This is a genomic window from Spiroplasma endosymbiont of Stenodema calcarata (genome assembly GCF_964031205.1).
Lineage (GTDB): Bacteria > Bacillota_I > Bacilli_A > Mycoplasmatales > Mycoplasmataceae > Spiroplasma.
Genome location: NZ_OZ035018.1, coordinates 897833 through 912576, shown reverse-complemented (window position 1 = coordinate 912576; position 14744 = coordinate 897833). Strand labels below are relative to the sequence as shown.

General features: G+C 27.0%; 13 protein-coding genes and 1 pseudogene. 11 read left to right on the top strand and 3 right to left on the bottom strand.

All coding sequences use genetic code 4. The annotated features are described in order from the left end of the window. Positions 1-41 precede the first annotated feature (41 nt). Together mgtA and ACQH24_RS04885 are read left to right on the top strand one after the other, a co-directional pair. Positions 42-2753 carry a magnesium-translocating P-type ATPase gene (gene mgtA, locus ACQH24_RS04890; protein ID WP_425379512.1) on the top strand — a complete coding sequence of 904 codons (2712 nt, stop codon included), beginning with the start codon at positions 42-44 and terminating at the stop codon, positions 2751-2753. Positions 2754-2811: 58 nt separating this feature from the next. Continuing rightward, positions 2812-4873, top strand: a pseudogene (locus ACQH24_RS04885) (cysteine peptidase family C39 domain-containing protein). 150 nt (positions 4874-5023) lie between these two features. Here ACQH24_RS04885 and ACQH24_RS04880 read toward each other — a convergent pair. After that, on the bottom strand, positions 5024-5983 hold the full coding sequence (locus tag ACQH24_RS04880; protein WP_425379511.1) for a transposase: 960 nt from the start codon (positions 5981-5983) through the stop codon (positions 5024-5026). Positions 5984-6177: 194 nt separating this feature from the next. On the opposite strand from ACQH24_RS04880, the gene ACQH24_RS04875 reads away from it, so the two are divergent. The 5 genes from ACQH24_RS04875 to ACQH24_RS04855 are packed head-to-tail and all read left to right on the top strand — an operon-like array spanning position 6178 to position 8869. Further along, the gene (locus ACQH24_RS04875; protein WP_425379510.1) at positions 6178-6390 is read left to right on the top strand and encodes a hypothetical protein; all 213 of its coding nucleotides are present in this window, start codon (positions 6178-6180) and stop codon (positions 6388-6390) included. Positions 6391-6429: 39 nt separating this feature from the next. Next, positions 6430-6912, top strand: coding sequence for an rRNA maturation RNase YbeY (gene ybeY, locus ACQH24_RS04870; RefSeq protein WP_425379509.1), 483 nt, complete (start codon positions 6430-6432; stop codon positions 6910-6912). Positions 6913-6939: 27 nt separating this feature from the next. Then, complete coding sequence (locus tag ACQH24_RS04865; RefSeq protein ID WP_425379508.1) at positions 6940-7368, top strand: diacylglycerol kinase family protein; 429 nt, start codon at positions 6940-6942, stop codon at positions 7366-7368. A gap of 15 nt (positions 7369-7383) precedes the next feature. Beyond that, positions 7384-7779, top strand: a complete 396-nt coding sequence (gene cdd, locus ACQH24_RS04860) for a cytidine deaminase (protein WP_425379507.1) — start codon at positions 7384-7386, stop codon at positions 7777-7779. A gap of 4 nt (positions 7780-7783) precedes the next feature. Beyond that, on the top strand, positions 7784-8869 hold the full coding sequence (locus ACQH24_RS04855; RefSeq protein WP_425379506.1) for an alpha/beta hydrolase: 1086 nt from the start codon (positions 7784-7786) through the stop codon (positions 8867-8869). Positions 8870-8902: 33 nt separating this feature from the next. Here ACQH24_RS04855 and ACQH24_RS04850 read toward each other — a convergent pair whose 3' ends face one another. Then, positions 8903-9748: a hypothetical protein gene (locus tag ACQH24_RS04850; RefSeq protein WP_425379505.1), complete on the bottom strand. Its 846-nt coding sequence runs from the start codon at positions 9746-9748 to the stop codon at positions 8903-8905. A 158-nt stretch (positions 9749-9906) separates the two neighbouring features. Between ACQH24_RS04850 and rbfA the strand changes: the two genes are divergently transcribed. Further along, complete coding sequence (gene rbfA / locus ACQH24_RS04845) at positions 9907-10245, top strand: 30S ribosome-binding factor RbfA (protein WP_425379504.1); 339 nt, start codon at positions 9907-9909, stop codon at positions 10243-10245. Between the two features lie 64 nt (positions 10246-10309). Here the strand turns inward: rbfA and ACQH24_RS04840 are convergent, their stop codons facing one another. Continuing rightward, positions 10310-11170, bottom strand: coding sequence for a bifunctional 5,10-methylenetetrahydrofolate dehydrogenase/5,10-methenyltetrahydrofolate cyclohydrolase (locus ACQH24_RS04840; protein WP_425379503.1), 861 nt, complete (start codon positions 11168-11170; stop codon positions 10310-10312). Positions 11171-11241: 71 nt separating this feature from the next. Between ACQH24_RS04840 and ACQH24_RS04835 the strand changes: the two genes are divergently transcribed. From ACQH24_RS04835 to ACQH24_RS04825, 3 genes are read left to right on the top strand one after another with little or no spacing between them, the layout of a single operon-like run. Further along, positions 11242-11694, top strand: coding sequence for a GNAT family N-acetyltransferase (locus ACQH24_RS04835; protein WP_425379502.1), 453 nt, complete (start codon positions 11242-11244; stop codon positions 11692-11694). Between the two features lie 15 nt (positions 11695-11709). After that, positions 11710-13317 carry a formate--tetrahydrofolate ligase gene (locus tag ACQH24_RS04830; RefSeq protein ID WP_425379501.1) on the top strand — a complete coding sequence of 536 codons (1608 nt, stop codon included), beginning with the start codon at positions 11710-11712 and terminating at the stop codon, positions 13315-13317. Positions 13318-13359: 42 nt separating this feature from the next. Next, positions 13360-14703: a hypothetical protein gene (locus ACQH24_RS04825; protein WP_425379500.1), complete on the top strand. Its 1344-nt coding sequence runs from the start codon at positions 13360-13362 to the stop codon at positions 14701-14703. Positions 14704-14744: the final 41 nt, after the last annotated feature.

The window sequence follows — 14744 nt, the reverse complement described above, 5'->3', positions numbered from 1 at the left end:
AAATATGATATGATTAAAATAATAAGTGGAGGCCATTCTGAATGAAAAAACTAAAACAACAATTCAATGAAACTGAAATTTTTGCGGAATATAAAACTTTAGCTCAAAGTAATTTACCACTAGTGATAGCAAACCTTCCTGCCGCTAAAATTGGATATAATAATAATGAAGTTAATGAATATCACCGTAATACTCCTCAATCAGAAATTAAACCACAACAATTTAAATGATTAAAAAATATCTTTTTAACATTTGTTAATCCATTTAATTTATTATTAATTTTTATTTTTGCTTTTGAATTAGGAACTTTTTTTGTGAAAAACTTAAATGATACTTTAGTTTTAGCTAGTGCAGTTATTATTGCAATTATGATGACTTTAAGTGCAACGATTTCTTTAGTTCAAGATTATAAAGCTTTTCGAACAACAAAAGAATTACAACAATTAGTAAAAAAAACATCAATGGTAATACGTGAAGGAAAATTAAATCTTACCAATATGAATGAGACAGTTTTGCCAAGTTTAGTGGCAAAAGCATGAAAAATTGAGTCAAAGAAACTAATTCCGGGGGATTTAATTTATCTTTCAACGGGAGACATTGTTCCGAGTGATGTTCGAATTATCTATACTAAAAATCTTTCTGTTAACCAAGCGGTTTTAAATGGGGAAGGGGCTCCAATTTATAAAACAATTATTGCCAATCCTGAACCACAGCAATTTTTTGATTTATCTAATTTATGCTTTATGGGGAGCAGTGTTGTGGCAGGTAGTGCCATTGCTGTTGTTTTAAAAACAGGAATTAATACTTATTTAGGGGCGCTCAATGTGCAATTAACAAATATTGAATCAGAAAATAATTTTAGTTTTGGAATTAAAAAAATTACTAAATTAATTATTTTAATTATTTTAATTATGGTGCCAATTGTCTTAGTATTAAACGGAATTCGAACAGGAGAATGATTAGATGCTTTAATCTTAGCTTTTTCCGTTGCTGTTGGATTAACTCCAGAATCATTACCAGTAATTGTTGCGGCAAATTTAACTCGGGGAAGTAAAAATTTATCAAAAGAAAAAGTTGTTATTAAACAACTTGATGCTGTTCAAAATTTAGGAGCAATTGATGTTTTATGTACTGATAAAACTGGAACTTTAACTGAAGACACAATTGAATTACAAAATTATCATAATATTAACAAAATTAATGATCCAAAAGTTTTGACGTATAGTTATTTAAATAGTTATTTTCAATTAGGAATGAAAAATCAAATTGATGAAGCGATTATTAGTTATCGAAAAGTTAATTATACGAAGGAATTATCTTCAAAGTACCAATTATTAGATGAATTACCATTTGATTTTATGCGGCGCCGGGTTTCAGTTTTAGTAAAGGCAAAAGCAAACTCTGAACAAATAATGATTACCAAAGGTGCTATTGAAGAAATGCTAGAACTTTGTACTCAATATGAAATTAATGACGAAGTTCTAGCCCTTGATAAAGCAGCAAAATTAAAGATTATTGAAAACTTATTATTATTAAATCAACAAGGGATGCGATTAATTGCAATAGCTTATAAACCAATTAAACAAAATGAAATAAGTTTAGATGATGAAAATAATTTAATTTTTCTTGGTTTTTTATCATTTACTGATGTTATTAAAAAAGATGTCCAGGGTACTTTAAAATTACTTAATAAGTATGGTGTTACAATGAAAATTTTAACAGGAGATACTGCTCAGACAACAGCAACAGTTTGTGAGAAAATTAATTTAAAATCGCAGGGAATTTTAGTTGGTGAAGAAATTGAAAATATGAGGGATGATCAATTAATTATTGCTGTTGAAAAGCATGATATTTTTGCAAAATTAACCCCGTTACAAAAAGCCCGAATTATTGAAGCGTTACAAAAGAATAAACATAAAGTTGGATATATGGGGGATGGGATTAATGACGCGCTGGCTTTGCGAAAAAGTGATGTTGCAATATCAGTTAATAATGCGACGGATATTGCAAAAGAAGCTTCTGATATTATTCTATTAGAGAAATCATTGTTAGTATTAGAACAAGGAATTATTGAAGGGCGTAGTATTTTTGCTAATATTATTAAGTACTTAAAAGTTACCGTTGCTGCTAATTTTGGTTTAATGTTAAGTTTATTAATTGCTTCGGCATGATTATCATTTGCCCCAATGGCGCCAATTCAAATCTTATTTCAAAATTTATTATTTGATTTTTCCCAAGTTGCCGTTGTGTTTGATACTGTTAATGCTGACTATATTAAAAAACCACGAAGTTGGGATACCAAAGGAATTATATCCTTTACTTTATGAAATGGTCCGTCCGTCACTTTAATGAGTGTCTTAAATTTTGTTGTGATGGGAATTGTCTTAACATCATTGGCTTTAACCTTAAAGGTTGACCCAAGTCAAGGTAATAATGAACAATTAATTTCACAGTTCCAAACGACAATGTTTACGGAGGGGGCTTTATTACATATGCTAATGATTTTCTTTATGCGGACTAATAAATTAGCATTTTGAAAAGACTGTCCGCCATTACAATTAGTATTACCAATCTTATTTATTTTAATATTAATTTTTGCTTTGCCATATATTCCGAATGTCAATATGTGGTTACAATTATCCGCCCCGCCCCCAATTTGGTATGCGTTTTTAGGTGGTGCAATTGTCCTTTTTGCTTTATTAAGCATTGGATTAAAAGCTGGTTATCGTAAAGTTTATAATAGTTGGCTATAATTTATAACAGGAAAAAACCGCTTTTTTGGTTAAAAATAACTAGAAAAGAGGTGTTTTTATGTGATACCCGTTTGTAAAACAAGAGCAAAGCGATGATTGTGGTTATGCTTGTTTAGCAATGCTAATTGAATATTATCATCAACAAAAGTTAGCAATTGATGAAATAAAACATCATTTTCAAAATTATCAAGGAGCTTTAAGTGTTTATAGTTTAAGTCAAATTGCAAATGAATATAATTTAGTTTTAACTGCTTTCGAAGTTAATAAGGAAGAACTATTAACATTAGATTTTGAACAGCCGATAATTGCTTATATTTTAAATGAAGCTGGATATTATCATTATGTTGTAATTTATCATCGGCGAGGAAAACGTTTTTTTGTAGCAGATCCTAGTACTCATAAAGGACAGTGAGTGTTAATTAGCGATTTTATGGTTAAATTTCAAGCTGTAATTATTTTTACTAAAAAAAGGAAAGAATTAACTTATAAAATAAAAACATTTTATTTAATTTTTCTTTTTTTAAAAGAGCAAAAAAATTTTTTGTTTTGAGTTATTTTTCTTAGTATTGTGGTAAATTTTTTGATACTATTTGGGAAAAGTTTTATTAAGGTTTATTTTGATCGGTTAACAACAGCCTTACATTATGAGATTTTACTTTTTTTTGTTATTTTTCTAATTATTTACTGTTTTCGGGTTCTTTTTAGTTACTTTTTTCAAAAAGTCCTTGTCCAATTTCAACAAAAATTAACAAAAAAAATGATAACAACATTTGTATCTAATTTGAAAAATCTTTCAATAGTTGAATTTGAAAGATATACTACAAGTGAATGATTAAAACGACAAGGCGATGTTTTAATTTTAGCAACTTTTTTAGGAACAAGTTTTCCGTAACTTTTATTTAGTTTCTTAATGTTAATAATTGGTGTGATTTTCTTACTTCATTTGAATAGTTTGATTTTAGTAATTGTTTTATTAGAGAATGTCATTGTATTTTTTCTATCTTTTTTATTTTTGCAAATTAATAAATTTTGGTACAATCGTTGATATCAACAAGGATTAAAGTTTGAAAATATTACATTAGAATTATATCGTAGTTTTAAATTTCAAAAAAGTCGGCATTTAGAGGCTTATTTTAATTATCAATGAATAAAACAACTTACTACTTTTTTAGCTGAAACTTATGGTTTTGAGAAAAATAATATTATTCAAAAATTAATTCTAAATTTTATTTCCCAACTTGTTATTTTCTTAATCTTTTATTTAGCAATTAGTTTTATCACAAAGCAAACTTTAACTATTGGAAATTTAATGTTTTACAGTGCTTTAACTAGTTTTATTATCAGATTTTACAACCCAATTATCAGGACTCATTGTGGAAAAAGGTAAATTAGAAAAAGCTTTTCATCAAACGGTATTTTTATTATTCCCAGCGCAGCAATCAACAGCAGGACAGTTAGAATTACCAGTTATTAAAACTTTTGTTGTGACAAAATTAAATTATGTTCTTAATGATAATTTTATTTTAAAAGATATTACTTTAGTTTTACAAAATCATTGTTTTATTAAAGGACGTAGTGGTTCAGGAAAAACAACTTTGCTAGAAATTTTAGCAAAATTACGACCAATTACAAGTGGCGAGGTAATGTTTAATGATCAATTTGATTTAGTAATGCTTAATGAAGAAGCAATGCGGCCAAAGGTATTATTATTTCATCAAGATGATTTTTTATTTACTGGTAGTGTTTATGACAATATTATTAATTTTCAACAGCAGTGTGATTATCAAATTTTAACTTTACCAGCTGTAAAGAAATTGTTAAAACAAAATCGATTAGTACTTGACCAATTAGTTTACAATAATGGCGAGAATTTATCACGAGGACAACGGCAAATTATTTTATTTTTAAATCTTTTATTACAATCTTGTGATGTTTATCTTATTGATGAGGTTTTAAGTAATGTTGATTATGAAAGTAAAATTACGTTATTAAAATTATTATTTAGTTTAAAAACAGACAAAATGATTGTTTATGCTGGCCATGATATGATTGTTGAACAATTCTTTTCAGAGGTAATTGATTTGACAAAACTCAATTTTTTGGGTGATGAAAATGAATAAAAAAGCAATTTCTTTAATATTAATTTGCTCTTTTTTGCTTGGCGGATTTTTCTTTAATTTTGTCGAAAACTCTTGATGAAATAAAAAAATCATCAATATGACAATTTGAAAAATAATTTTGTTTAAGATCATGATTTTGCTTTAAATTTTTTAAACATTAAAATATAATACCGTTGATTGTTGTTTTGGTGTTAAACCTTTATGTTGGTATTTTCATTTTCATAGATTTAAATAATTTTGAATATTAGTGAAATCCAAACCATGATAATGAATTAAGGCTTCTTTAAGACTGGATTGTAATTTACTAATCTTATTTAACTTTCGATAACTAGTATCAGGGTTTGTACTAGTTTTGGTAGAATATAGAGTAGAATTTGTTTGTTTTGCTACTAATAAATATAATGGTTGCATGTCAGAAATAATTATTGATTTTTCTTTAATTAATTGCTTATTCATATTTTCAATAATTCATTGTTTTTGTAATCGTTTGGTATTGGTGGATTGAACAAAAATATTATTATTGCTATCAACTACCATTTGAATACAGCATTTGGTATTAGTTGAAAATGGATCAAGATGAGTTTTTCGTTTATCAAATTTATCTTTAAAATTACCTTTATGGATTTCTTTAATAAAAGTTTCATCAATTTGGATTTGACCATTTAATTTTTTAAATTTTAATTGAGTATTTTCTAATTGTTTTGATTGCATTAATTTTTGACGATTATATCAAGCAGTTTTTGGTGTTGTTTTAATAAAACGGGAAATTATTTTACTAGATTGTCCTAATAATGAAATTTGAATTAATAAATTTCACTGTTCATAATTTAAATGACTTCAATAAGTAAAATGATGACGAAAAGCATCAAAACTAGCACGACATTTTTTACATAAATATTTTTGTTTTCCTTCGGGATTATGACCATTTTTAACACAATGATAAGATTTACAATCAGGACATATAATGCCTTTATCTCTAAATTTTTGATCAATTTCATTTAAACGTTTTTGTTTTTTGATTACTTCTGCTTCTTTTTTTATTTTTTCAGCAAATTCTAAAAATTGATCATCTGTAAAACTGTTTTTTAATTCTGTAATTATTTTTTCCATCAATTATTTACCTCTATATATTAAAAATATACCTAAAATTAGATATATTCTATAAATATCAAGAGTTTTCGACAAAATTAAAGGGATTTTTTATTTTACTTGGTTTTTATCCTCTTAAATTATACTATGATGGTTATTTAACAATTTTAAAAGATAGTACCGAAGAATTAAAATATGTTTTTGTCCCAAAACAAATGCCGACTGTTGTTAATATCACAAAACAAGTTAAATTAGAGTATTTCGTTCAAAATTATTGACAAGCGACAATAGTTCAGATTAAGTGAGAAAATAACTATTATTTAATTTTAAATCAAAATGAGCTTACTATTAATTTTTGATATTTGCCAGCTAAAATTTATTTTGGGCAATATACAACATTAGATTATTTGATGAAGATAATGATTTAATTTGTTATAATAAAACAAGAAAGTGTTAGGTGTTGAAATTTGGTAATAAAGGATGATTTTGTAATTCATAATGCAACAACGTTTGATATTGTACCATATCAAGCTGATTTTATGGCAATTTTTCAGAAGATTAAAGTAACATTAAATATTTCAGAGCCATTAGAATTATCATTAATTATTGTTGATGCGAAAGAACAATTGGAGCTGAATAAGCAATATCGACAAAACGATTATGTTGCTGATGTCATTACTTTTGCTTTAGAAGAAGAAAATACGATTGATTTATTACAATTAACAGGTTTGCGTAGTTTAGGCGATATTTTTATTTGTTATGAAAAAGCGTTAGAACAAGCAGCAACATATAATCATTCGGTCCGTCGGGAATTTGCATTTTTATTTACCCATGGAATGTTGCATATTTTAGGATATGATCACCAAACACCAGCAACAGAAGAAACAATGTTTAATTTACAACGGAAAGTGTTAAATGATTTACAAATTCATCGAATTCCAATAGAATAAGAAGAGAAAGAAGAAGGGATTAATGTAATGGCAAAAGGATCACCAACAAAGAAAAAAATGTTTTTTAAATTACGGAACAAGTTTTCAAATGCTTTTCGTGGAATTTATACCGCAATTAAAGAAGAATCAAGTTTAATTATTCATATTATTGTTTCATTAGTTGTAATTGGGCTAGGAATTTGATTACAGAAAATGCTTCCCAATGAATTTGGTTATGTTCAATGAGCAATTTTATTATTAACAATTGGAATTGTCATTGGATTTGAATTAATTAATACGATGGTTGAAAACTTTGTTGATTTATTGTCATTTGAATATAATATTAAAGCAAAAAAAATTAAAGATATCTGTGCCGCGGCAACCTTAATTAATTCAATTCTGGCAATTGCAATTGGATTGTTAATTATGTTACCGCCGTTAGTTGATGTTATTAAATTATATTTAAACATTAGTTAAAAGGAGTTAAAAAATATGACGAATTATTTTGAAAAACTAAAATTATTAAGTACAAAAGCATATGCCCCATATTCTAATTTTCATGTTAGTGCAATTTGTCTTTTAGCTGATGGGACGGAAGTAAAGGGTGTTAATATTGAAAATGCGGCTTATTCTGTGACAATTTGTGCGGAACGAACATGCTTAGCACAAGTATATACTTTAGGTTATCAAAAAAAAGATATTATTAAATTCTTTTTATATACTGATAGCAATCAACAAGGATCACCGTGTGGGACGTGTCGGCAATTTTTATGGGAATTACTTGGCCATGATGTTCCGATAGAAATTTATAATCAAAAGGGGGATTCTTATGTTACGACAATGCAAGATTTATTACCTTATGGATTTACGAAAGAAGATTTAGAATAAAGTTATGGCAAAAAAACATGATGAAGAATTAAAATCATTTGATTTAACTCATGGTCGTGAATTAATTACCGATCACAGTTATCGTATTGTTGATGATGAACATTTAAAAGATTATATGAATAGTAATTCCTTTTATATTAGACTATTTTATACTTTTCATGATAGACGAATTTTATTAACGCATAACGGATGGCGAAAAAAAACTAATAACGATTTAGAAGCATATTGTAAAAGATATATTACTGATTTATCGAAACGATTACACATTGCGGAAATGACATTGACGGCAGATGAATTAGCACAAAAATGAGATTTACATCAATATGATGTTTCGGGTTATGATGATGTAATTTTAAAAACTGTTGCTATTCGGTCATGAGTAAAAAATAATAACAATAAAAAATGGGCTATAGTTGTTCATGGTCTTAATTCACATAAGTTTCGCGCTGTTTTTTTTGGATTAATTTATTTACGATTAGGTTATAATGTGATTGTTTTTGACCAACGGAACCATGGCGAGTCAACAGCAAAAATGACAACTATGGGATATTATGAAAAATATGATTTAGCAGCAGTTGTTAATTTTTTACAAACAAAAATTGATCCAAAACTAAAAGAACTTAATTTTCATGGGTGGTCAATGGGAACTTTTGTAATTATGGAATATTTAAAGTTATCATTTGCAAAAAATAAATTAATTAAAAGTGCTATTTTGGATTCAACAATTAGTAATTTAAATGATTTATATCGTTATTATATGTTAAAGATTAAAGTTAATTATTATGAGCACTATTATGCAATTCGGCGCTATACAATTGATACCCGTGGTTATGATCCAGAACAAATCAATCCTGGGGAGAATTTAGATAAATTAGCAAAACTGCCAGTTTTATATCTTTTATGTAAAAATGACCATGCGACCCCTTATGTAATGGGCCGAGAAGCCTATCAGAATAAACGAAGATATGAACATAAAAAAATTAGTTCGCGTGTTGTTTTTAATTGTGACCATGTTCGTGGGATTTATTATAATCCTTTGCAATACATAACAACAATAACAAATTTTATCACGAATGCAAAAAGAAAATAGTAATCAATTCTTGTTCGATATTGATTACTATTTTTATTTTTTATATTCTTTTTTTGTATGTAATTTTTGCTTGATGTTTTGATAAATTTTTTCATACCATAAAGTTTTATTTTCGTATTTATTAAATACGCGGTACATTCCATTATTTAAACTTTGTAGCCCAACTTGGAAAGTGGTAAAAACTATGACAAAAATAAAGATAATAAAGAAAGTAGCTTGAATTCTTGTTAAACCATCAATCATTGGATTATCGATATCTAAAAAAGGATAGGGATAAGCTCAAATTGTATCGCCGTCATGCGTTCAGGCTGCGGCACGAATTAAAACATACATTAAATAAAAGATCGGATAACTTAAACTAATTCATCAATCTTTTATTAAAAATTCTTTTCTTCAATTAAGGCGATGATCACCAAAAGATAAAAATGTATAAATAAAAAATAGAATTGGCATAATAAAATGGGTTACAACTGTACAACTAATTTGGGCTTTAGTGTATTCGGAAATTGTCACTTGACCATTTTTGTAGCCAATGATAATCCCAATTCAAAAAATAAAAAACATTAACAAATTTCAATTTAAAATGTTTAATTTAAAGTTTGTTGAAAAGAATCAACTTTTTTGTTCCCGATGATGATTAAAGATTGCTAATAATAATCATGTAATGGTAATGATATTAACTTGCACTGAGTAAAAACTTAATAAGATATCATAATTTTGTAAACTGGCACGATAAGAATCTTTATCAACATATCAGAATTCTTTAAAAATGTCAGAATAAAAACCATAAGCTAAAAATCCAAAAGCTAAACTGCCAATTATTATTTTATAATATCAAAGATAGTCTTTATATCAAATTTTATATTTTCAGCGTTTCATAGTTCCTCCTTGATAATCTTTAAAATATTATCATAATAATACTTTGTCTGAACAATAATTCTTATTTTTTGCTAGATTTATTATAATAATATAAAAATATTCGCTTTATTGAAATGCTTTGTTATAATAATAGTAAAGTTAGAAATAAGGTGAAATATATGGCAAATAAGATTAAAATTGAAAAACTGCAATCATTGATTTCCCGTGATTTAACATTTATTATGCAACGAGAAATTCGTAATGAAATTTTAAATACTTTATCAATTAGTGCTGTTAAATTATCAAATGATTTAGGCCACGCTAAGGTTTATTATTCTTCATTATTAATAAAAACAGAATCGGAACTTGTCAATGTAGTACAAGAATATAAAAATGAAATCCGTAGTAAATTAGCTCATAAATTAGAAATTTATCGCTGTCCAGATTTGGAATTTATTTATGATCATTCATTAGACAATGCGAATAATATTGAATCTATTTTACAAAAATTAAAATAAAAATTTGCATTACAAAAGATAATGGCAATTTTTTATTGCTTTAAATTTAAAAGATTAACTTTTATTATGAATTATTATTCTGATAATAAAGATATAAGATATTTTCTAATAAAGCGGCAATTGTCATTGGACCAACACCGCCAGGAACAGGGGTAATCATTTTAACTTTAGGGATAACATTTTCAAAATCAACATCGCCACATAGTTTATTATTTTCATCACGATTAACCCCAACATCAATAATAATAGCATTTTCTTTTACCATTTCGGGAGTTATTATTTTTGGTTTTCCAACCGCTACAATTAAAATATCAGCTTGCTTAGTAAAAGAACTTAAATCTTTTGTTTGAGAGTGGCAGACAGTAACGGTAGTTGAGGCATTAATTAATAAGTTAGCAAGGGGTTTACCAACGATATTACTACGGCCAATAATAACAACATGTTGGCCGGGTAATTTAATTTGATAATGTTCTAATAATAGCATAATTCCTTTTGGGGTTCCTGGTAATAATTGATAGTGTCCAAGCATAAGACGCCCTAATATTTGTGGTGTAAAACCATCAACATCTTTTTTTATTGCAATAGTATTAATTATTTTTTCACTATTAATATGACTAGGTAACGGTAGCTGAACAAGAATTGCATCAACACTTGAATCTTGATTTAATTTATTAATAATATTAAAAAGCGTTGTTTCAGAGATTGTTTGAGGATATGTTAGAGCATTGCAAATAATTCCAACTTTTTCACAAGCAATTTTTTTATTTTTAATGTAGGTACTGCTTGCTTTATTATCACCAACTTGAATAATTGTTAAACTAGGAAGACGATAGTTCTTTTTTTTAATTTCAATAATTTCTGCTGTCACTTTGGTTTTAATTAATTCACTAACCATTTTTCCATCAATTATTTTAGTCTTATCCATTAAGGTTTCCCTCTTTTCTATGTTAAAATACTTTTATATAAGTATTGTATCTGAAAGGAACATAAAGTTAAATGCAAAACCCAATCATTTTTAAAATTGAAAGAGGCATTGATAATTTGATTTATAACGATGCGCTAATAATTAGAAAAACTGTATTTGTTGACGAACAATATGTCCCTTTATCAGAAGAAGTGGATCAGTATGATCAAACTGCTTATCATATTGTTGGATATAATGAACAAGAACCAGTTTGTTGTGCGCGTATTTTACAACAAAATGAAAAATGGTTTTTAGGACGAATTGCCGTTCTTAAAGTTTATCGTCAACATCATATCGGAAAATTGTTATTAGAGGTATTATTAAACTTTGTTCAAACTAATCATAAACCTGCTGCTGTTTATTTATTTGCGCAAGAGCAAGTTCTTGGGTTTTATGAAAAATTAGGTTTTATAAAAAATGGGGAAAGTTTTATTGATGCAAATATTGTCCACTTTCCGATGGTTTATTATTTTAGTAACAATTAAAAGGAGTTGATTAAGATGAAAAATATTACAACAATCGGGGCCGAAATTAATTTAGCAACAACTGATTTAATTAAGTATGGTGATTATATTGCAAAAATAAAAGCTTTTAATTTTAGCACTTGGCCAAAAAAAGCAAAGTTTATTTTAGTAACGGCAATTAATCCAACCAAAGCCGGAGAAGGAAAAACAACATGCTCAATTGGGATTGCTGATATGTTAAATCATTTAGGTTATCAAACAACTTTAGCTTTGCGCGAACCATCATTAGGACCAGTCTTTGGACTGAAAGGATCAGCCACAGGTGGGGGCGAATGTGTTATGCAACCAGAAAATGAAATTAATTTACATTATACTGGTGATTTTCATGCCATTACAACAGCAAATAATATAGTTAGTGCGATGATTGATAATATCCTTTATTGAGGTAATTCATTACAAATTAATCCGGCAAAAATAGTTTGACAACGGTGCTTAGATCTTAATGATCGTGCATTGAGAAATGTTGAAATTAAAATTAATGCTAAAATACAGCGAAATGAACATTTTCAAATTACAGCTGCTAGTGAAATTATGGCAATTTTAGGTTTAAGTAAAGATTTTAATGATTTACGTCGACGCTTAAATCAAGCGATCGTTGCTTATAATTTTGAAAATAAGCCAGTTTATTTACATGAATTACAAATTACTGGTTCTTTATTAGCTTTATTAAAAGATGCTTTATTGCCAAATTTGGTACAAACAAAATATGGGACACCGTTATTAGTCCATTGTGGTCCTTTTGCCAATATTTCACATGGGGCTAATTCTTTAATTGCAACTGATTTGGCATTAAAATTAAGTGATTATGTTGTCAGCGAAGTTGGTTTTGGTAGTGATTTAGGATTTGAAAAATTTAATGATATTATTAATTTAAATGAAGAATATATTCCTGATTGTACAGTATTAGTAGCTACAGTTCGGGCTTTGAAATTACATGGTGGCGGGAATGAAGCAAAATTAGAATTAATAGATCTTGTTAGTTTGCAAAAAGGCTTAGCTCATTTGCAACATCATATTGAAATTATTCAAAATTATCATTTAAATTTTGTTGTTTGTTTGAATCAATTTGCAACCGATAGTCCCGAAGAAATTAAATTAGTGACAAATTGATTAATCGGACAAAAAATTCCTTTTGGAATTAATAATACTTATCAATTGGGGATTAAAGATAATCCATCATTAGTTGAAACAATTATTAATCAAACAACAAAACCACAAGAATATCAATTATTATTTAATCCAGCAACAACATCATTGTTAGATAAAATTAAAATTATTTGTGCTAAAATTTATCAAACAACAAATATTACTTTCAGCTCCATTGCCCAAGAAAAAATTGCTTTGTTTCAACAAGATAATAAATACAAAAATTGACCAGTTTGTATGGCTAAAAATCATCAGACAATTTTTGGAAATAAAGATGCCAATGATAACCATATTACTATTCATGATCTTAAAATTAATTCCGGAGCAGAATATTTTATTGCATATTTAGCAGATATTATTACAATGCCGGGATTAAATCGAAATCCTAATGCATTAGAAATTGATGTTGCAAATGATCAAATTATAAATATTAAATAATTTTTGTTATAATGATATCAAGTAAAAATAGGGGCGAATTTGATGCAGAAAAAAGCAAAATTTTTAGAATTAAATAGTATTGTTAATAAACAACTTAATTTAGCAAGTAGTATTCGTAAGAAAATGCATGAGATTTTTAATACTTATAAAAAGAATTTCCAAAAAGCGGGTTATCAAACAATTGCGCTTGGTGAATATGGTCTTAAAACTTTAACAAAATATGATAAACTTGAATTAGAATTAGCGGTTGTCAAGTATGCCCCAAAAGGTAATAATGGATTACGAGAACGAATGTTTCAAGCTATTTTGACTGAAATGCGGAAAAATGTCAAAAAAGCAACAGTTATTAAAGACACCCAAAATGAGGGCTATTTAGAATATCAAGTGAATGATGAAGTGAATCTTATTGTTCGTATTATTCCTTTTTGTTACAAAAAAGATGACGAAGGAGAACCAAGATATATTTTTTGACGGAATGGAATTGAAAAAAGTGATAATGTAATCCAAGTGGTACAAGGATTTAATAAAGCTAATAAAATTTCAAATAATTTATTACGAACATTAATAAAAATGATTAAATATGTTTTGAAAACTGATTTTACTTATTATTATATTTTATATACTTTGTCATTACGTTGATTTTATGAATATTTTGCTAAAAAATATGACAGTTATTTGCAAAAAATTGATTTAATTAAACGAATTGAAAAAGAAGATTTGAAAAAATACCGTAATATTAATTTTCAGAAGATTTGATTTTTAAATAACATTAATGGTGAAGAATTAATTTTTTATATTTTAGAACGTTATTGGAAGACAGAAACTTATTATTTTCGTGAATTTGAATTTATTGAAGAAGAAATTTTTGAATCAATTTCACGATATAGTTGATATACTAATAATTGTTTTTTGACCCCGTATGATTATTATATTGATTTTAAAATTTATAATATTAAAGAATTTAATGATTTGAATTATGTTCAAGGGGAATTAAAACATGCTGCTTTTTCACGCATTCAGTATGATTATTGTCGTAATCATGATTTGGGAATTTATGTCACACCAATTAAATTAACTGGTGTTGTGGGGTTTGTTCCTTATGCAATTAATTTTAAACAAAAAGCAACAGCATTATTTAAAAAATTAGATCCGGTGAAACGGAAAGATGCTATGAGTGTTAATCAACGGGAAATTATGGAGGAATTAAATTTGATTGCTCATAAGTGACTAACAACATATCGAAAGAAATTAACTTATATTAAAGTCTATTTTGATAAAAAATATCCGATCATTTCCTCTTCAAATTATTATATGCGTTTGCATGCAATTATGACTTCGGTTGATAATTTAAAAAATAATGACTATATTATTGGCAATGATAATTAATTTATTTTTATTCGTTCTTTATTAATTGATTTTTCTTTGTT